At 40.5% G+C, this 20,507-nt stretch carries 18 protein-coding genes; 12 read left to right on the plus strand and 6 right to left on the minus strand.

Annotation, left to right across the window (positions count from 1 at the left end; genetic code table 11):
* Positions 1-81: 81 nt before the first annotated feature.
* Entirely contained in the window at positions 82-1,500 is a 1,419-nt protein-coding gene (locus ABF638_RS01020; protein ID WP_435019446.1) for an aldehyde dehydrogenase family protein, read from the plus strand.
* Between the two features lie 95 nt (positions 1,501-1,595).
* Here ABF638_RS01020 and ABF638_RS01025 read toward each other — a convergent pair whose 3' ends face one another.
* Positions 1,596-1,976 carry a hypothetical protein gene (locus ABF638_RS01025; protein ID WP_435019448.1) on the minus strand — a complete coding sequence of 127 codons (381 nt, stop codon included), beginning with the start codon at positions 1,974-1,976 and terminating at the stop codon, positions 1,596-1,598.
* Between the two features lie 58 nt (positions 1,977-2,034).
* Here ABF638_RS01025 and ABF638_RS01030 point away from each other — a divergent pair, with 58 nt between their 5' ends.
* From ABF638_RS01030 to ABF638_RS01060, 7 genes are all read left to right on the plus strand, one after another.
* On the plus strand, positions 2,035-2,307 hold the full coding sequence (locus ABF638_RS01030; protein ID WP_435019450.1) for a hypothetical protein: 273 nt from the start codon (positions 2,035-2,037) through the stop codon (positions 2,305-2,307).
* 50 nt (positions 2,308-2,357) lie between these two features.
* Entirely contained in the window at positions 2,358-2,672 is a 315-nt protein-coding gene (locus ABF638_RS01035; protein ID WP_435019452.1) for a clan AA aspartic protease, read from the plus strand.
* Between the two features lie 38 nt (positions 2,673-2,710).
* Positions 2,711-3,172 carry a hypothetical protein gene (locus tag ABF638_RS01040; protein WP_435019454.1) on the plus strand — a complete coding sequence of 154 codons (462 nt, stop codon included), beginning with the start codon at positions 2,711-2,713 and terminating at the stop codon, positions 3,170-3,172.
* 83 nt (positions 3,173-3,255) lie between these two features.
* Positions 3,256-3,456: a hypothetical protein gene (locus ABF638_RS01045; RefSeq protein WP_435019456.1), complete on the plus strand. Its 201-nt coding sequence runs from the start codon at positions 3,256-3,258 to the stop codon at positions 3,454-3,456.
* Between the two features lie 379 nt (positions 3,457-3,835).
* Positions 3,836-4,282, plus strand: a complete 447-nt coding sequence (locus ABF638_RS01050; protein WP_435019458.1) for a DUF3598 family protein — start codon at positions 3,836-3,838, stop codon at positions 4,280-4,282.
* Positions 4,283-4,407: 125 nt separating this feature from the next.
* Positions 4,408-5,796, plus strand: a complete 1,389-nt coding sequence (gene hisS, locus ABF638_RS01055; protein ID WP_435019460.1) for a histidine--tRNA ligase — start codon at positions 4,408-4,410, stop codon at positions 5,794-5,796.
* Between the two features lie 461 nt (positions 5,797-6,257).
* On the plus strand, positions 6,258-6,833 hold the full coding sequence (locus ABF638_RS01060) for a TMEM175 family protein (protein ID WP_435019462.1): 576 nt from the start codon (positions 6,258-6,260) through the stop codon (positions 6,831-6,833).
* 210 nt (positions 6,834-7,043) lie between these two features.
* Here the strand turns inward: ABF638_RS01060 and ABF638_RS01065 are convergent, their stop codons facing one another.
* From ABF638_RS01065 to ABF638_RS01085, 5 genes are all read right to left on the minus strand, one after another.
* The gene (locus ABF638_RS01065) at positions 7,044-7,757 is read right to left on the minus strand and encodes a rubrerythrin family protein (protein ID WP_435019464.1); all 714 of its coding nucleotides are present in this window, start codon (positions 7,755-7,757) and stop codon (positions 7,044-7,046) included.
* Positions 7,758-7,995: 238 nt separating this feature from the next.
* Positions 7,996-9,090, minus strand: a complete 1,095-nt coding sequence (locus ABF638_RS01070) for an alkene reductase (RefSeq protein WP_435019466.1) — start codon at positions 9,088-9,090, stop codon at positions 7,996-7,998.
* A 79-nt stretch (positions 9,091-9,169) separates the two neighbouring features.
* The gene (locus tag ABF638_RS01075; protein WP_435019468.1) at positions 9,170-9,910 is read right to left on the minus strand and encodes an SDR family oxidoreductase; all 741 of its coding nucleotides are present in this window, start codon (positions 9,908-9,910) and stop codon (positions 9,170-9,172) included.
* Between the two features lie 251 nt (positions 9,911-10,161).
* Positions 10,162-11,472, minus strand: a complete 1,311-nt coding sequence (locus ABF638_RS01080; protein WP_435019470.1) for an efflux RND transporter periplasmic adaptor subunit — start codon at positions 11,470-11,472, stop codon at positions 10,162-10,164.
* Positions 11,473-12,010: 538 nt separating this feature from the next.
* Complete coding sequence (locus tag ABF638_RS01085) at positions 12,011-14,182, minus strand: GumC family protein (protein WP_435019472.1); 2,172 nt, start codon at positions 14,180-14,182, stop codon at positions 12,011-12,013.
* A 2,017-nt stretch (positions 14,183-16,199) separates the two neighbouring features.
* Here ABF638_RS01085 and ABF638_RS01090 point away from each other — a divergent pair.
* The 4 genes from ABF638_RS01090 to ABF638_RS01105 all read left to right on the plus strand — a co-directional run bounded on the left by ABF638_RS01090 (position 16,200) and on the right by ABF638_RS01105 (position 20,491).
* Entirely contained in the window at positions 16,200-17,549 is a 1,350-nt protein-coding gene (locus ABF638_RS01090; protein WP_435019474.1) for a glycosyltransferase family 4 protein, read from the plus strand.
* A gap of 127 nt (positions 17,550-17,676) precedes the next feature.
* Positions 17,677-18,105 (plus strand): hypothetical protein, encoded by a 429-nt coding sequence (locus ABF638_RS01095; protein ID WP_435019476.1) that lies wholly within the window; start codon positions 17,677-17,679, stop codon positions 18,103-18,105.
* Between the two features lie 81 nt (positions 18,106-18,186).
* Positions 18,187-19,149 carry a GDP-mannose 4,6-dehydratase gene (locus tag ABF638_RS01100; RefSeq protein ID WP_435019478.1) on the plus strand — a complete coding sequence of 321 codons (963 nt, stop codon included), beginning with the start codon at positions 18,187-18,189 and terminating at the stop codon, positions 19,147-19,149.
* A gap of 64 nt (positions 19,150-19,213) precedes the next feature.
* The gene (locus ABF638_RS01105) at positions 19,214-20,491 is read left to right on the plus strand and encodes a lipopolysaccharide biosynthesis protein (protein WP_435019480.1); all 1,278 of its coding nucleotides are present in this window, start codon (positions 19,214-19,216) and stop codon (positions 20,489-20,491) included.
* Positions 20,492-20,507 lie beyond the last annotated feature (16 nt).

The following is a 20,507-nucleotide window of genomic DNA, read 5'->3' on the forward strand; positions in this document are numbered from 1 at the left end:
AGTAACAACAAATGACCAATGACCAATGACTAATGACTAATGACCAATGACCAATGACCAATGACAAATGACCAATGACAAATGACAGAACCAATAGAAGTCCGCAATCCCCGAACTGGTAAATTTGACTACGTAATTATCCCGCCGCCTCCAAGGCTGGTGGTGCAGCAATGTAAGCGCACGCGGAGGGCACAAGTTCGCTGGCAGCAGTTGGGTTTAGAGGGGAGAATTGAAGCTTTACAGCAGTGGAAGGAAGCGATATTATCTGGACGCGATCGCCTCACAGAAGCTTTGGTAAATGATACCGGAAGATTGTCAACCTCAGTATTAGAAATAGATTCCTTCCTCTCTAGCATCGATCGCTGGTGTAGGTTAGCACCGGAATTGCTGCAAGAATCTACAAAAAATACCGCCATTCCCTTTATTGCTTTGCAACAAACATCCGTTCCTTATCCCCTAGTTGGGGTAATTAGCCCGTGGAATTTTCCGCTGTTACTATCTACCATTGATACCATTCCAGCATTGTTGGCGGGTTGTGCTGTGATTGTCAAACCCAGTGAAATTACTCCCCGCTTTGTAGCGCCACTAATTACAGCACTCAACACTGTTCCCAAACTGCACGATGTCTTAACTTTTGTGGAAGGAGCAGGCGCAACCGGATCTGTTTTGATTGAGAATGTAGATTTAGTATGTTTTACAGGCAGTGTAGCCACGGGGAGAAAAGTTGCACAGGCAGCTGCAAAACAGTTTATTCCAGCTTTTTTGGAATTAGGAGGAAAAGATCCTGCGATCGTTTTAGAATCAGCCAATTTAGAATTAGCAACCTCAGCAATATTATGGGGTTCCGTCGTCAACACTGGACAGTCATGCCTTTCAATTGAGCGAATTTACGTTGCAGACTCTATATTTGAAAAGTTTTATCATCAACTAGTAGCCAAAGCACATCGCCTTGAACTAGCCTACCCTACGGTTGAAAGTGGAGAAATAGGCCCCATCATCGCCGAAAAACAAGCAGCTATTATTAGCGATCATCTTCTAGATGCAGTGGAAAAGGGAGCAGTAATTCACTGCGGTGGTGTAATTGAAGACTTAGGTGGGGGTTGGTGGTGCCGTCCAACAGTTCTCACCCAGGTTAATCATTCTATGAAAGTGATGACCGAAGAGACTTTCGGCCCGATTATGCCAGTAATGCCTTTTGGCACAGTAGAGGAAGCAGTATCTTTAGCCAATGACTCAATTTATGGATTGAGTGCTGCTGTATTCGCCTCAGAAGCCGAAGCTTTAGAAATTGCCCAACAGATAGATGCAGGTGCTATCAGTATCAATGATGCCGCACTCACGGCAATTATGCATGAAGGAGAGAAAAACGCCTTCAAATTCTCCGGTATGGGAGGATCACGCATGGGTGCGGCGGCGTTGAAACGGTTTATGCGAAAAAAAGCTATTTTAATTAAAACTAACGCTACTAATGACCCTTGGTGGTTTGATAATGGGGAGTAACCAATGGCGTAGCTTACCGCCATACTCCTTTAGAAAAGCAAGCTACGCAAAGCGTCTCCAAGAATTGGCATCGCATTCTGTTCAAAATATTTGTTTTACCAGAAGCGATCGCTTCGCCCATAGTTTCGTCCACGATAATCAAAGCACCTGGAAGAATTTTGATATTTTTGGTTCAGAACACGAGTCCATTCGTTCAGAACACGAGTCCATTCATTCAGAACACGAGTCCATTCGTTCAGAACACGAGTCCATTCGTTCAGAACACGAGTCCATTCGTTCAGAACACGAGTCCATTCATTCAGAACACGAGTCCATTCGTTCAGAACATGAGTCCATTCGTTTAGAACACGAGTCCATTCGTTCAGAACACGAGTCCATTCGTTCACTTGGTCAGTAGTGCGGTGTTGAAGTATGGCAAAGACAGCCGGGAATATGAGATGACAGGCATCGCTGTTTGTTTCCTTGTCGTTTAACAATTAGTTGCACACTATAATAAATAGGGCGATCAAATGCTTTACTTGAAAGCTTGCCTGTATGTCTTATCCAAAACTAAGTGACGAAGAAATTATCCAACGTGGTAAAGAATTCTACGAAAAACATATCCGTTCCCAAGTTGAGACAGTAGAGAATATTGGCAAATTAATTTCCATCAATGTTGAAACAGGTGAATATGAAATTGGTGATGATTTGTTGGTAACAAGCCGTCGTTTGCAAGCCAAACAGCCTGATGCAGCAATTTGGGCAGAAAGGATTGGTTATGATGCCGTGTATGCTGTTGGTGGTTCATTAGTCAGGACGATACATTGATACATGGGACGGTGGTTGGGCTTCAAGCACGAATAAGTGTTTTGGTTTGTTTGGAAGACAAGTCAGATGTAGAAATTGAGTTTGTTATTGATACGGGGTTTGAAGGTTTTCTTACCTTGCCACCTGATCTGGTTGCAAAACTTAGCTTGCCATATATTGCTAAAATTCAAGCAAATCTTGCCGACAACTCCAAAACTACAACAAATGCTCATGCGATAAAGATTGTTTGGAACGGTACGGAGCGAGAAGTCATCGTGTTGGCGATGGGTCGTCGTCCTCTCCTGGGAACTGCACTACTTGCAGATTATCATCTCAGCATTGATTTTTATGAAGGTGGTACTGTCCTGGTTGATGAAATTTTGTAATCTTGTCAAAGTAAGGCATTCACGGTGAATGATGCCCATTGCTTGGCATAGGCGTAGCCCGTTGGAGGCATCGCATCAATGCTTCGCTTCAATTTTGGCATCTCTTAAGACTTTCAGCCTTAATTGAATCCGAGCAAAATAACTACATTTGCTCGTCTGGTTTTGCTGTTCTCAAACCAACCAAAATTGAGCTAGAAGTTTTATTAATCTATTTGCGATCGCCCATTGTCTGCGAAATTCTGGATCTTCATACGACTGCCAGTATGTACCCAGCAATCTCAACTGAGGATTTATTGAAGATTCCAATCACTCTACCGAAAGAATCTACTCGTCAAAAAGTTACAGAAAAGGTCAGGGAATCTCGCAAAGCACGGGAGCAATCCAAGCAACTGCTAGAAATTGCTAAAACAGGAGTAGAACGAGCGAGCGAAACCGATGAGGCGGCAGCAACGGCTTGGATCAATCAGCAGCTTGAAGTTATAGAAGTTATACCAATTTGAAAAAAGAATGCGACAAATAGACCATTTGTAGAGACGCGATTCATCGCGTCTTTACCCAATGATGTGTTGCAATCATTAATTGAATGGGTATTATTATTCTAATTCCAGAAGAGGAAGTTCTGAACGATCAATCTCAAGCAGAAGTCTTAGCAGATTTCCGGCAGGCTTGGCACGAAGCCATGACTGGGCAAACTATCCCGGTGACTCAACTTTGGGAAGGGCTGGAAAATGACTGCGATCGCTTGGAAGAAAAACGGAATTCGTTATACTTCGCGTCAAGTTAGGCCAGCGATGATTAAAGCCCAATATAGTTCAGATAAGACCAAAACACTTGTAGAGACGGCGATTTATCGCGTCTCGAAAACCCAAAATTTTTGCCATTAGCCCTTAACCCAAGCGTATTGGATTAAAGCCATCTTTGATAACCTTCCCCACTCCCCACTCATAATATGCGAACATAATTAAGTTGTAGCTGACTACCTGCACAGAGGTTAAAAGTGGATACCGTTGCAATCCCTGTTCTGAATTGCCCAGTAGATACCACGGTCACTGGCTTAAAGGTTCCAGGCATTGTAATAAAACACCCTGGTTGTACAGCGAAAACTTTTGCCGATTACTTTACTCGATTTTTCCAAATGTTAGAACAATAAAAGGTGAATTGCAATGTCTAATATTCGAGAAGGTATGCCCGTACTCGCCCGTCATGAAGGAGATTGGGTAGGAACTTATACATTAATTGATACAACAGGAAAAATTCTTGACAAGTATGAATCTCACTTAACTTGTCAATTTCCAGAAAATGGCCCTCATCCCTATTACCAAATAAATCGCTACAAGTGGTCTGATGGGAAACGAGAGGAGTATGAATTTCCAGGAATATACAAAGATAATAAGCTCTGGTTTGATACCGATCGCATTGAAGGAAAAGCCTGGGAAGCCGATGATTCCATTGTTATTTTGTGGTTTACTTATAAGACAAACCCAGATATGAGCTTATATGAAATGATCTACATTAGTCCTGACAATAACAATCGCGCCCGCACTTGGCATTGGTTTAAAAACAATCAAATCTTTCAACGCACTCTAATTCAAGAAGAACGGCTAAGATAGTAATTTCTCCTTTCAGAGATAATCCGTCATTATTCTCCAGTCCGCGCAGGCGGACTTTGTTTGTGTAGCCACGACTTCCAGTCGTTAGGCTTTAATCTCAAATTTCAACTTAGTAAGGTACACGCATGGCCAAAGGTGACAAAATAAACTTTTCTACTCCTAGCGGTTTCCCAGAATTTCTGCCTAGCGAAAAGCGTCTAGAATTATATTTGTTAGATATCATCCGTAGAGTTTTTGAAAGCTATGGATTTACGCCCATCGAAACACCTGCTGTAGAACGTTTAGAAGTGCTGCAAGCTAAAGGGAATCAAGGCGATAATATCATTTATGGAATTGACCCCATACTGCCACCAAATCGGCAAGCCGAGAGAGATAGATCGGGCGAAACTGGTTCAGAAGCCAGAGCTTTAAAGTTTGATCAAACAGTTCCTTTGGCGGCGTATATTGCCCGTCACTTGAACGAATTAACCTTTCCCTTTGCCCGTTACCAAACGGATGTAGTTTTTCGGGGAGAACGGGCTAAAGATGGGCGTTTTCGTCAGTTTCGTCAGTGCGATATTGATGTAGTTGCTCGTCGTGAACTCAGCTTGCTTTATGATGCTCAAATGCCTGCAATTATCACTGAGATATTTGAAGCAATTAATATTGGCGATTTTCTGATTCGCATCAATAACCGAAAAGTTCTGACTGGTTTCTTTAAATCACTGGGAATTGCCGAAAATCAAATTAAATCGTGTATTGGTATTGTTGACACACTAGAAAAGATTGGTGAAAGTAAAGTAAAACAAGATTTAGAAAAAGAAGGAATATCAGCAGAACAGGCGCAAAAAATTATTGAGTTTATTAAAATAGACGGTTCGATTGATGACGTATTAGACAAGCTCAAGCATCTCGCCCAAAATCTGCTAGAAACCGAGCAATTGAGCTTAGGTATTACCGAATTAGAAACGGTAATTGCAGGGGTGCGTAATCTCGGAGTTGCCGAAAACCGTTTCTGTATTGATTTATCTATTGCCCGTGGTCTTGATTACTATACTGGCACAGTTTACGAAACAACCCTATTAGGACATGAAGCTTTAGGTAGTATTTGTTCTGGTGGTAGATATGAAGAATTAGTCGGGGTATTTTTGGGCGAAAAAATGCCTGGTGTCGGCATTTCTATTGGCTTAACTCGCTTAATTAGTCGCTTGTTAAAAGCTGGTGTTCTTAGTACTTTAGCTGCTACGCCAGCCCAAGTGATGGTAGTGAATATGCAAGAAGATTTAATGCCCACTTATTTAAAAGTTTCTCAACATCTGCGTCAGGTGGGAATTAATGTTATAACTAACTTTGATAAGCGTCCTTTGGGGAAACAATTTCAATTAGCAGACAAGCAAGGAATTCAATTTTGCGTAATTATTGGTTCTGAAGAAGCCGCGGCACAAAAATCCTCGCTCAAAGATTTGAAGACAGGTGAGCAAGTAGAAGTGCTACTAGAAAACTTGGCTGAGGAAGTTAAAAAAAGGCTTACTTAAAAGTTGATTTATAAAACAGGAGTCAGAATTCAGAATTCAGAATTTAGAATAATCTACCCATAAAGGGATAGAGTTTTAAGGGGAGAATATTTTAATTTTTTCGCCCACTAAACACTCGCTTTTAACCAATATTCGTCACCCACTCGTACAGATTCATACCTGTTTTCTGACTTCTGAGTTCTGAATTCTTCTTATAAAGTAGCGACTGTCTATTGCAATCTGCTTCATATACCCTACTTATTTAGAAGTCCTTTATGAGTTTGTCTGATCTCCCTAATCTCTGGGTTCCTCTAGCACTTTTAGGTTTAATTGTTATAGCTGCTGTATTTTTCAGCCGCAGCAATTAAGTAGCCTATTAAGAACCATCTCGCAGAAAATCTTCATCAACAGCGACTACTTGGTACGATAAAGTACGGAGTGTAACAACTTAACTCTCAAGTGGATAGAAAAGGAATGCGTATATGGGAAAAGGGAGATTAGAAGCATTCAGCGATGGAGTGATTGCCATCATCATCACTATCATGGTGCTAGAAATCAAAGTGCCGCATGGGTTAGATTTAGCTGCGCTACGTCCGCTAATCCCGATATTTCTGAGCTACGTCCTGAGTTTTATTTATATCGGCATCTACTGGAACAATCACCATCACCTACTACAAGCAGTCCGACAGGTTAATGGGCGTATACTTTGGGCTAATCTGCATCTGCTGTTTTGGTTGTCGCTAATCCCCTTCGTCACTGGTTGGATGGGCGAGAATCACTTTGCCGCCATGCCAGTTGCCCTTTATGGTACGGTGTTGTTGTTGAATGCTATCGCTTACTTCATTCTTACCCGCACCCTCATTTCTCACCACGGTAGGGATTCAACTTTAGCGATCGCAGTTGGTGAAGACTTAAAAGGAAAAATATCGGTGGTATTCTATGCTGTAGCAATTCCACTTGCCTTTGTGAACTCATGGTTTGCCTGTGCATTGTACGTTTTAGTCGCAATCATCTGGCTGATTCCAGATCGTCGCATTGAGAAGACTCTCACTTCCTAAACGAATTACGAATTACCTAAGTTGTTGCATTTAATTTGTACATTTACCTGATGACAGTTAACGACTAATTTCACCAAAACAAAAGGCATAGCCGTTATCTTCTGGTGAACACATGGTCAAAACCTCTGTATAAAAAATCAAGAACGCGAAGTATCTTTTAAGACGCTTCGCGTTTGTATGCTAAAAAATATCGCCTAATTGATTGTTGTCTTAAGCTGCAACTTTTTCCTCAAATGGTTTAAAAGTCTTTTTGCTAGCGCCGCAAATCGGACATTCCCAGTCTTCAGGAATTTCTTCAAAAGGTGTACCAGGTGCAATCCCCGAATCAGGATCGCCAGCAACGGGATCGTAAATCATACTGCATTGTTTACAAATCCATTTCCGAGTTTGAGGTTCTTCACCAGCAACTCTGGTTGCTGCTTGTCCTCCGTTTAATACTTCTAAGGCTTCAGTGTAGCGATCGGCGTGGTAATTTTCGATGAATTTTAACAAGCCAAAACGGTGTGCAGCTTCCCGAAATGTGTTGGCATGATCGGTAGATTCTTGAACTTGTTTGAGAAATTCTTCAGCCGCAGGGTTGTCGCGATCCCGTTGGGCATCTGCGGCAAACTCTGGATACATTGTGGTATATTCATAAGTCTCGCCTTCAATTGCCAAAGATAAACAGCGAGATACAATTTCCCGTTTTTGTTCATCAGTTAAAGCAGCCGAATCTTCTACCACAAGTTCTGGATGCAGCAACTTAAAATGTGCAAAAGCGTGTTCAGTTTCTTGATCTGCTGTTTCTTTAAAAAGTTTCGCCAAGTCTGTAAACCCAAGTTTACGCGCCACCTCAGCAAAAAACAGATACTTACGATTTGCCATCGATTCACCACCGAAGGCAGCTTCTAAGTTTTGAAGTGTAGTAAAGTTGGACAAATCCATAATTTTTTAATGCCTGATAAGTGATATTTAGTGCAAAAGCACAGACTCTACAACCGGATAATCAGCCGTTATTTGTATAAGTTATAAATGCTTTATACAAACTTTGTCATCCCATCTTTAGCAATCCGTTTTAATCGAAAGCCAGCACGGCTGTGTTCTCCTACTTGGACAATTATAAAACCGAAAAATTGTGCAACTGACAAATTATATTTTTGATTTAGAGATGGCTGTGATTGCTTTAATTTGTCTGAAGTTCTAAAAATGGATAGTCGGTGTATCCTGTAGCATCAGGGGCATAAAATGTTTTTGGATCTGGAGCGTTCAAATGTGCATTAAATTTTAAGCGTTTTGGTAAGTCAGGATTAGCAAGATATAACTTGCCAAAAGAAACTAAATCTGCATTGCTACTGGCAAGAATGCTATCTCCTGTTTGGCGATCGTAGCCACCATTAGTAATCAAAGTACCTTGGAATATTTGCCGAAAGTAGGGTGTAACTGGGTTCATGACTTCGCGGGTTGCTAAATCGACTTCGTTCGGTTCCATCAGGTGAAGATAGGCAAGTCCAAAGGGGTTAAGAGCATTGATTGCATAACCAAAAGTTTCTTGAGGGTTAGAGTCATGCATTCCATAAAAAGTGTTACTTGGCGAAAGTTTGATACCAACCCGGTTCCCACCCCAAACGCTAGCGACTGCTTCCACAACTTCTAAAAGGAATCGGCTACGCTTTTCTATTGAACCGCCATACTCATCTGTGCGCTGGTTAGAGCCATCTTGGAGAAATTGGTCGATTAAATAACCAAATGCACCGTGAAGTTCAATCCCATCAAAACCAGCCGCCAAGGCATTTTTGGCACCTCTGCGGAATTGCTCGACAATCTCGGAAATTTCTGGGGTTTCTAAAGCGCGGGGAGTTTCCAACGATACTTTACCTATGGGTGTATGGAGTGAGCCAATCCCTGCGATCGCACTGGGAGCAACTGGCAATTCTCCATCAAGTAAAGCCGAGTGAGAAACTCTCCCAGAATGCCAAAGTTGCAAAAAAATTCTGCCCCCTTGTTCGTGTACTGCATTAGTTACCAACCGCCATCCTGCCACTTGTTCTTCTGAGTAAATTCCTGGACAGTTAATGTATCCTAAACTCAGAGATGAAACCATCGTACATTCGGTAACGATCAGCCCAGCACTAGCGCGTTGGGTGTAGTAAGTTGCCATTAGCGAGTTGGGGATGCTTGCAATTGCCCGCAAACGCGTCATCGGTGCCATTACAATCCGGTTTGGTAAGGTGTAAGGGCCAAGCTGAACTGGTGTGAAAAGATTGATATTGGAATTCATAGCTTAAATTTCTATTACGGCATTGCACATTACTGGCTGAGGTTTTGAAACATATCGCTTTCATCGGCAGAGTTTTTCCTCACGCAATTCCACCGTTTACACGGATGTTTTGCCCAGTGATCCACCTAGCTTCGTCGCTAGCGAGAAACGCTACTACATCGGCGATTTCTTGCACATCTCCCAGTTTGCCAAAAGCAGCCATTTGGGCTAAACGGTCTATCTGTTCTTGCGTTTTGCCTTCTCGAAACAGTTCTGTATCGGTGGGGCCAGGAGAAATAACATTAACTGCGATCGCTTTTGCACCTAATTCTTTAGCTAGTACCCGCGTGATTTGTTCAACAGCACCCTTGGTTCCTACATAAGCGCTGTAAGTTGGCAGCATCATCGCCGTAGTAGATGAGGAAAAGTTGATAATCCGTCCCCCCTCTGCCATGTGTTGCGCGGCTTGTTGACAAGCAAAAAAAGTACCTTTGACATTAATGGCAAAAATCTTGTCGAAATCTTCTTCACTCACCTGAGTAATTGGTTTATAGAAGGCAATTCCGGCATTGTTGACCAAAATATTGACTTTACCAAAGCGTTCGAGTGTTTGCTCAAATAACCGTTGGATGTCGGGTACTTTGCTAATATCAGCTTGGATAGCGATCGCACCTACTCCCAACTTTTCAATTTCTGCAACAACTTCCTGTGCTTTGACTGCATTACCTGCATAGTTAACGACAATAGATGCACCGTTGCCAGCTAACTTGAGAGCGATCGCTCGTCCAATTCCCCGCGATGAACCAGTGATAATTGCAACCTTCCCTGTCAAAGACGCCATAGATTAATCGAGTTTTATTTTGGTTAATCAAAATAATTATCTGCTGTTAACGTACTGTATCAAGGTTAAATTTAGGGAATTGGGCATTGGGCATTGGGCATTGAAAAGAGGTAGAGGGGCAGGGAGCAGAGGAGAAAGAAGGTAATTTTTTATCCTCCCCCTTGCCCCCAGCCCCCTGCTCCCCTGCTTCTTCCTCATCTCCCTTGTCTCCCTCATCTCCCCCTGCCTCCCCCACTCCCCACTCCTCTTAATTAAGATTCTGGAACGATCGCAACACCATCCCTAAGATTGAGCAAACCTGAGATAATAACTTTATCTTCTGGCTGTAATCCTTCAATAACTTGGTAATTATTATCTTTGATCTCGCCTAGCTTCACTCGCTTTTGCCGAGCTACTTGTTGAGATACGCCTTGGGGAGATGTTTCTGTTTCAACTACATAAACAAAAGTGTCCCCACCTACACGAGTCATTGCTGTTGTGGGAATTAAAACTCCGGGGCGTTGATTCCAGAACACTCTAGCCCTGACCAATTGATCTGCACGTAACTGACCTTTAGGGTTATCAAAAAGTGCTTTGATCAGTATTGTTTGTGTTTCAGTACTAGGATTAGGTGCAATGTAAAATACCCTACTTCTACCCAGCTTTTGACCTTGTGTGTTCATGACCTCCACTGGCATTCCCTTACGCAATTGGGGCGCCTGCTGTAGTGGCACAGAGATATTCACTTCTAAAGGTCGATTTTGGGTGATATTAACTAATGGTGTAGAAGTATTAACTAAATTACCGACTTTCACAGCGATGTTGCCAACAGTGCCACTAAAGGGAGCGGTAATTTTGTCGGACTGGGGCTGTTGTGTTTGAGTATTTACATTAGCTTGCTGCAAGGTTTTTTCAGCTTGCAATATATTAGCTCGTTGTGCTTGAATCCTAGAATCAATTGCATTAAGACTAGTTTTAGCATTAGCGAGCCTATTAGCGAACTGATTGCTAGTTTGTCGAGACACAGCTCCTTGTTCCGCTAGAGCAAGAAACTTTTCGTAATTTTGCTCATACAATTGCACATTTGCAATATATGATGGTCGTTCTGCTTCCAGAGATTGGAGTGTAGCGCGGGCATTTGCCAGTTGCATTAAAAATGCTGGAGGTACAGAATTTTTAAGAGCGATCGCTGCTTGTGGTGTACGATCTACTTGGAGAATCGCCGCTCCTTCGGCTACTGGATCTCCCGATTTCACAAGTACCTGGGTAACTTGGCCCTGAATCCTCGGCTGGAGCGTAACTGAGCGCTGGGATTTCAGGCTAGCAATAAAATCTGAACTTTCCTCAATGATGCCGCTTTGTACGGTGGATATTTTGACTCTTACCCCTTGAGGTTGAGGGTTAGCAGTTGAAGGTGCTGAATTTTGCGGAGTGAGCAAACGCCAAACTATAGTTACTCCGCCCCCTAACAATAGTAGTGCTGCTAAAAATAACCAAAGCCACCGCCGTTTTCCAGAAGGTGGCTCAAATGAGGTTTGTGGAGCTTTTTCTCCAAAATCAGTTTGAGGCTCAGGGGATGTCATGGCTTTTGAGGAACTTAAGGAACAAATTGACTAGAATTCAATCAAAATTTCATCTGTTTATCTTGAAATTACTGATTTAGCATGAGGTTTTGTGGCAAATTATGTGTTACCCCATTCAAATATACAGTTTTGATGATTCTGTCTAAATCTACCGAAAGGTGAATCCCTAATTTTCCATCCAGTTATCAAGAAAGGCAGGAAGCAGAAAGCGCAGCATGAAAAGTGCTGAGTTCCTAAGCTTAGAGTGAAAAGACCGCGCCACTTGCGGGTGTGGTATAAACCTTCTCTCTATAAGAAGATTCCGCCCACACTCTTGCGGGGCTTTTACGCCCTGTGCGAAGTAGTGAGTACTTCTTAAATTTACTCAGCACTCACCACTCAGCATTCAGTACTGAGTTGGTAAAACCTTCTCTTCTCTTTCAGAGACGCTAACGCGTAGCTTGCTTCCACGAAGTGGTACGAGAGGAAACGCCTTCGGCATGGCAACTCTTGGAGACACTGCGCGTAGCTTGCTTCGACCTAGGAGTACGCTCAATTCCTAATAATAACTATTGCCAGAACTTTTCTGAGCATTACCAACTATGCCTAATATATTCAACCGAGAAATTTTCAGGTTATCTAAAGCTACTTTTAGGATTGAGGAATTTGTTTTATGAATCCTGACTACTATCAAAAGCCCATCCGTGTGGGGTGCTATCAGGCTAGCATCGGCTAAACCCACCAAGGGAGGGACATCATAAATCACTAGGTCAAAATTGTTGTGGAAATCTGCCATTAGTTGCTTCATTTTTTGAGATGAGAGCAATTTTGTGGGATCGGGTGGTATTGGCCCAGCGGTGATTACAGATAATTGGCTCATGGAAGGTAGTTGTCGCGTTACTTCCCCCACTGGCAAGTTGGTAGAAATTAAATTACTTAATCCCCATAGATTATTTAAATTTGATAGGTCATGAATTATGGGTTTACGAAGATCAGCATCTACAAGTAGGACTCGTTGCCCCATTGCTGTAGCTATTTGAGCTAAATGGAGGGCAACCGTAGACTTACCATCACCAGGCATAGCTGAACTAATAACTATGGAGCGAATCGGGCGATCGGAACTGAGTAGTTGAATATTTGTATAAAGTACCCGTAGGGCTTCTGAAAAGTTGCTAGAAGAGTATCCATCTTCTTGATCTGGTAAAACGGCCAACCCAGCAATTCCCTGAGAAAAAGAATTTGGTATAGTTGCTAAGGGAATCTTTTGATTAAAAGTGGGGTTTTGCTTAGTTTGAACTTGCTTTTCAAAAGGAATATTTCCTAACAATGGCTGTTTGAGCTTTTTTTTCAGTTCATCAACAGTATGGTAGGTATTATCTAGCTTTTCTACAAGTAAGACAATACCAATTCCTGAGAGGATGCTTGCAACTAATCCCAAGATAAAACTGCGCTGGGTATTAAAGGAAGAAATAGGAATCTCTGATGTAGTTGGTGCCTGAAGTAATTGCCAGCCAAGCTCTGTTTGAGATATTTCAATTTGGAGATTTTCGCGGGTTGATAGAAACCGATTTAAACTCTCAGTAGCAATTTGTAATTTGCGCTGCAATTCAGTGTACTGTCGTGTTAAAACTGGCAGTTGCTTCCGTCGTTGTGCAAGTTTCTGTTCTATTTTGGCAAGTTCTTGGCTTTGTACTTCTAAAGTCTGAAGCTGTGTCGCTACTTCGGCAAACTTTACACCCAATAAGCGCTCTGACTCTTGACGCAGCAAAGGTAAAAGACTAGCTCGTTTCTCTTTCAATGTTTGAATGCTTGGATTCTCTTCTTGCAGACGAGTTGATTCTGTAGCAATCAGAACATCAAATTGGCGTATTTGAGTAATCAACTGTTGATATAAAGGAGCATTATTCAGCGTTGTCGTTACGCCATTTTCTCCTTTTAAAATAGCAAAATTAGCACGAGTTTGGGCTAACTGTAGATCAACTTTTTGTTTTTGTTGAGAAAATTCAACAGCTTGTGAAGCAATTTGTGTTGCTTGGGTTTCTGGATCGTTAAAATTGTACTTTTGTCGAAAAACTTGTAATTCTTTTTGGATCTGATCGACCCGATTTTGTATAAATGGCAGTTGTTTTTCAACAAACTGAACCCCTTGACGTAATTTGGTTTGCCTCCTGAGTTGACTGTAGTCTAAGTAATTCTCAGCAATTCGCTCCAGTACAACTTGAGTCTGCTTTGGATTGTCACTTCGATAGCGAACTTGTATAATTTTGGTTTCATCTAACCGATTAATAGTCAGAGATTCGAGAAGAGAATAATAGTTGATTTCGGGATAGGAAGCTTGCAACTGTTTGAGAGTGCTTCTCATCAGTTCAGGACTTTTGAGAACTTGAATTTGGCTTTCATAATCTAGACTGGATTTCTGGGAGTTATTAGCTTCTTTAACAACATCCACAGATCTGGTGTCATCATTTACAGGTTCCACTAGCAGTTGAAAACTGCCTTCATATTCTGGGGGCTTCCGGTTTACCACCAAGTTAATCACTACAAGTGTCATCACAGCAATCGTTACACTTGCCATGAGTAGCGATCGTCGCTGTAAAATACTCAGAAATTCTTGAAAGCTCCAGTCGTCTTCTTGTTCTTCAGCCCACGGAACAAGTTGATTTTGAGGAAATGGAGGCACAGAATTATTACCGTTATCAGAACTGGAGGATTGGGAAGAATAATTCTCCATTATGCACTTAATATTTGATAATACATTAGACAGGATTAGTATAAAGGGTTTTAAAAGCTTCAGTGAGATAGCTTTTAGATACAAGCATTAATATTGATTAGATAAAGTTGTAATAACAGTCCAGTATTTGTTCTTGAATGCATGACGTAATAAGGAAGTATGGGTAAATATCAATACCTATCGAGTAAGTATTTTTAACTTCTGGTGTGATGTAAGGAAGGGGTAAATTTAAACCCTTTACCTTTTCCCCTTTAGAGGATGTTTGAAAAGTTTCTCTCTGTAACTTTAGGCACTTTTGATCCCCCCTAACCCCCCTTAAAAAGGGGGGAACTGGAGTCAAAGTCCCCCTTTTTAAGGGGGATTTAGGGGGATCTAAAACTTTTGATACCGACAAAAGGACTTTTCAAACAACCTCTTAAGCAAGAAGTATTGGGGTATATTGTGCCGACTTACTTACAGAAAGTCAAAAATATAAATCTCCAGATGTTTTTGCTAAAACCATACTAGTATAATTTACGGTTTGACAGTCAAGACAAAAGATGAATAGTCCGTTTCAGGTATTCAAGCTTGATTTTTCGATACTTAGGTGATTTCTCAAAATAAATTTACCTGTGAGAAAGGCGAACAGCCGTTCTCCACTACGATGGAATGATGTTGTGTGGTAATTTTTATTCTGGAAATCACCTTCCTTATTCAGTGATCCCTGAGTTGGGTTACGCCTACACTACTTATCAAAGGACGATTGAGAAAAGCCTGAAACCTCCTATTTCCGTCAAATACATGGTAATTATTTTGAACAGTGCTAAATAAAAATGTTTATTTTATAAAGATTTCGTATAGATACATTTTGATTACATAAAATTTTGATGAAGCAGAGGATTCAGTATTGAAACATGATATTGTAAAAATCGAACACAACACGTAAATTTAGGTAGATGCTAAAAACTCTAACTATAAAGATACGTATAATTACAAAAGCTTCAAACACTATTCTTTAGAAGAAAACATACTAGGCTCTAAGTCAATCAACAATGATATATGTGAATTTATCGTAGGATGTCTGAAAAGTATATTTTGTCTCATGCTGTCGCTTAGTTACTCAACCTATGTGGCAAAGTGCAGTTTTAGCGTAACATTTTGTTAGCGTTTTCAAGAAAGAAGAGAACTATCTCAGTCCTATTAAAAATTAGGATTCCTATGTTTGATACACTAGCCTTAACTTACTTCGACTTAGGAGTATAGTTAGTTTTATTATGATCAAAATGACAAAGTATATATGTTAAATTCTCAAAACATCCTCTTAGCCAAGTTTGTTGACAAATAGAGATTACTACTGTTAAATCTCTATTTGTAAGTGCCAAGTAAATAGCATAGTCCCCTAAGAAGGGTCTAACACAAAAAATATTATCTGCACTAGTAGAAAATATTTTGTTGGTTGTTAAATGTCTTCCTCAATATTTTTGTGTCTCAATATCTATAGATAACTATAGCAAATCTAAAATTGAATTGTGATAAAAAAGGGAGACTAAAATTATTTTTTTATAAGCTTTTCAGGCTTTTTCTATCTCACAAATGACTTAGAGTTGCTATTTATAGATACCAACTACAAAAAGTCAATATTATTTGAATTCAGGTTTGGTGAATCGTAATATTTGTATGTATTTGGTATACATTTGTGTAAACTAATAAATATTTTTGTAAAAAGGACTTTCAAGTGATGTAAATTAACTAATTAGCTGCTATTACCTATTACTTAGTGTAATTCTAAATTTATTCAAATTTTTCTAATTGTGGGTAAATTATGCAATAAAAATAAATTATCAATCTGGCTTAAATTCCTTGCCTAGATAGTTTAGAGTATAGATGGAATTTACATTACATATACTCTAAACTAGTCTAGAGTTAGCTGAAAACATTTATTGATGATCGGAAAATTAAGATTAAAATTAATAAATGACTTTAATAAATTGATTTCAGTGGTATATTAAAAAATTTATTTTAGACTAGGATATAGCCTATGAGACTTAATGAATGGATTAATCAGAAATTTTTACAATCCGTTTCTACGGAGTTAGATACAACTAATAAACGTTCTGTCAAAAGTAAACAATCAATTAAATTGTCTGTAATTACCCAATTTTTTCCTCCAGACTATGCTGCAACTGGACAGTTGATCGAGGAACTAGTGAACCAGTTAAGACCCCAAGGGGTGGATATTGAGGTTTTTACAAGTCAGCCAGGATATGCATTTCGTTCTGATACGGCCGCAGCAGTTGAATTGGCTGATAAAATCCGAATTCAGCGATCGCGCACTGCCCAACTCTGGCCAGGAAGGATTCGTGGCAAGGCCATCAATGGCGTCCTATACACCTTACGTGCTATGCTCTATCTGCTCAGAGCTTGGCGTCGCAACAATATATTATTACTAACTACAGCTCCCCCATTTTTGCCAGTTATAGGATATTTGGCTTATGTTTTGTTCCGATTGCCCTATGTGTGCATACTTTATGACCTATACCCTGATATTGCGATCGCACTAGGTGTAATTTCAAAGCGTCACTGGCTAGTACGCTTGTGGCGTGGGATCAACAAACAGGTTTGGTTAAAAGCTAAGGCAATTATAGTACTTAGTCCGGCGATGAAACAACAGATAGTAGCACATTGTCCCGAAGTAGCTGATAAAATCTCTGTAATTCACAGTTGGGCTAACCCAGAAGCGATCGTGCCCATTGCCAAGAAAGAAAACTGGTTTGCTTGGAAGTATAACTTAGTTAAAAAATTTACCGTACTCTATTCTGGCAATATGGGCCGCTGCCATGACATTGACACCATGTTGGAAGCTGCAAAGCTACTAGAAGATGAGCCAATTCAGTTTGTCTGCATTGGTGGTGGTGCCAAACGCGATGAATTAATCATGGAAGTAGATCGATTAGGGTTGAACAATTTTACCTTTCTACCTTATCAAGATAAGCAAGTGTTACCATATTCCTTAACAGCTTGCGACCTATCACTAGTGAGTGTAGATGCAACTACAGAGGGTTTAGTTGTTCCCAGCAAACTATATTCAGCTTTAGCTTCTGGGCGACCAATAGCAGTAATTTGCTCAAAGACTTCATATCTTAGAGAACTTATGGCTGACGCCAATTGTGGTGGGACATTTGACAATGGAGATGGTCAAGGTCTAGCGCAATTTATTCGCTTTCTCAATCGAGATCCACAAATAGGAGAGGAGATGGGCAAAGCAGGTCGTCAATATTTGCGATCGCACTTCACACCAAAAGTTATCTCTCAACAATACTTACATGTTTTGCAGCAGGCACTATTCTCTGACGAGATCAGAACTATGTCTCAAAGCGATGTAAAGTAAGGACATTGGAATTAATTGAATATTTTTGCAGCATTTTTTAGGAGTTGGGCTTCGATGGTCTTATTGATCTCAGTCCCTCCAACACAGCCTTCCTTGCTCATAGTTTTTGTCTATACAGGAGGTGAAATTGCAGAAAAGGTGTGACCGAAATCGGAAACGTTCCAAGCGACGGGCTATTTATTGCCCCATTCATAGCTGTCATATCGATAGCGTCAGTCAGAAATATAAAATGTTTGCTGACCAAGCAGGTCAATTACAACAACGAGGGATGAGCCGGCGGAATGCGTTGATGTTAGTCGCGAATCAAACCACAGTGCCTATAGAAGGGGAATGGTTAGAGGCTTTTTGGTGTGACGAGTGTCAGCAAACAACTTGGTATCACATTCACAAGTGTAGCGATCGTAGTTATGAAATTTCGATAGCACCACAAGAATTATGGCAGCAAGTAACAGGAGTGATTGATTCTCTGGGGAACCCTTCTGTTGGGGAGTTTACTCGTAAGAGTGCCAGACATGTTGGTTATCAAGGTATTAGAGGTTTCCAGTTTGTGAGTTAAGCCTTAAAGATGAATTTCAAATTCAAGTTTTTTCTCTTCCTGAAACACTAGAACCAGTTTGCATTAACATAAGATAACTCGATGAAGAAAGCTCTGATTTGTGGAATATCGGGTCAGGATGGAGCTTACCTGACACAGTTCCTTTTTAATAAAGGCTATTTTGTCTGTGGTACTTCACGAGATGCCCAGATTTCCCCATTCCGAAACTTAGTTAGCTTAGGTATCAAAGACCAAGTAAAGTTAGAGTCAATGGCTCTAAATGACTTTCGCAGTGTGTTGCAAGTTTTGACAAAAATCCAGCCCGATGAGATTTACAATTTGGCAGGACAAAGTTCAGTTGGTTTGTCTTTTGAACAACCAGTAGAAACTTTAGAAAGCATAGCCACTGGTACTCTCAATTTACTCGAAGCTATTCGTTTTTTGGGTGTTCCAATCAAACTATATAATGCTGGTTCCAGTGAGTGTTTTGGTGATACTGGCGAAATCGCCGCTGATGAAACAACGCCATTTCGACCCAGAAGCCCTTATGCTGTCGCTAAAGCCACTGCTTTTTGGGAAGTTGCTAACTACCGAGAAGCTTATGGTTTATTTGCCTGTTCTGGAATTCTGTTTAATCATGAATCTCCTCTACGTCCTGAAAGATTTGTGACGCAAAAGATTGTTGCCGCTGCTTGTCGCATTGCTCAAGGTAGTAATGAAAAGCTGTATTTAGGCAATATACAGATTCAGCGTGACTGGGGTTGGGCACCAGAGTATGTTGAGGCAATGTATCTAATGCTTCAACAGGAACAGCCGGATGATTATGTGATTGCTACGGGAAAAAGTTCTTTATTAGAAGATTTTGTAGCAGCAGCATTTGCATCTGTAGATTTAGATTGGCGTGACCATGTTGTGATAGATAATAGCCTGCTGCGACCTACAGATTTGGCAGTGGGTAGGGGTAATCCAGCTAAGGCGAAGAACAAGCTGAGTTGGCAGGCGAAATACAAGATGCAGGATGTGGTGCGGATGATGGTGGAAGCTGGCTTGTCCAAGCAACTGTAGTGACATTATTTGTTGAGGTTCATCTGAGTGAAACACCCTGTGATGATGTTGCAATACTTTTAGCATGAATAGGATCATATCTTCAAGAATTAAGCGTTGGTTCAATGTCGTTAGCACTTTCTTAATAGGTCAGGGATCTGTTCAAGCTATCAATTTAGTTACAGGGTTTTTTCTATTACGTTGGATGAGCGTAGAAGATTTCGCTCAATACAGTGTAGCATTTGGTTTCCAAAGTACAGTGGGTATTTTAGTAGATGTAGGGTTCACCGGTTCGATAATTACTCTTGTTGGCGATCGTGGTGCGGATAAAGCAGTTGTTGGTAGCTATATCTGCTCGGCCAGGTACTTTCGCAATCGTATGCTAGCTTTGTTAATACCATTATCTGCTGTTGGATTTTTTCTGTTGACAGCCCGACAACACTGGAGTTTACTAACTTCAGTATTACTGTTTATTTCAATTGTCATTTCGATTTTTTTTAACGGAGAACGTGGCTTTTATCTAGGACCTTTATTGATCCATCAAAAGCTGAATCAGGTCTACTCTACCCAAATTGTTAGTTCGGTGGTTCGTCTAGGAATTTCCTATCTTTTTAATCTGATGTCGCTACTATCTGCTTGGGTTAATGCATGGGTCAGCGCATTCTCTATATTTCTGAATTGTTGGTCTTACCGCCGAGATTCTAAAGGTATTTATATTGAGCCTGTTAAAGCTGATCCTAAAGTCACTCGTCAGATGGTTAAATATATATCTCCTTTAATACCAGGGATAATTTTTTATGCATTTCAAGGGCAAATCACAATCTTCCTAATTAGTATTTTTGGTCAAACTCAAAATATTGCAGAAATTGCGGCTCTAGGTCGTCTCGGACAACTATTCGCTATATTGACAACATTTAACTCTGTTGTCATTTCACCTTACATTGCTCGTGTTGCCAAGCAGAAAATAGCTAAACGTTATTTCCAAGTTATGGGAATAGCGATAATAATTTCGGCATTCATCTGCTTATTTGGATTTATGTTTCCAAAAGCAATTCTTTGGATTCTTGGTTCCAAATATCAAAGACTAGGTTTCGAGGCTAGTTTAATTATTGTGGCATCATGTATAAATTATATCAATAGTGTCGTTTGGACTATTAATAAATCCCGACAATGGATATATCTCTGGCATACCTCGTTAATGGTATCGCTCACAATTTTAGTACAAGTATTTTGTATGATAAACATGAAACTAGACAGCACCATCAATATGATTATTTTTTCAATTATTACCTCTGTCGTTTCTCTATTGGTTAGTCTTATAGGTTCAGGATATGGATTTTATAAGGGAACTATGAATGAATAATTCTAGGATATAGAAA

Source organism: Nostoc sp. CALU 1950, assembly GCF_051172895.1.
Taxonomy (GTDB): domain Bacteria; phylum Cyanobacteriota; class Cyanobacteriia; order Cyanobacteriales; family Nostocaceae; genus Nostoc; species Nostoc edaphicum_A.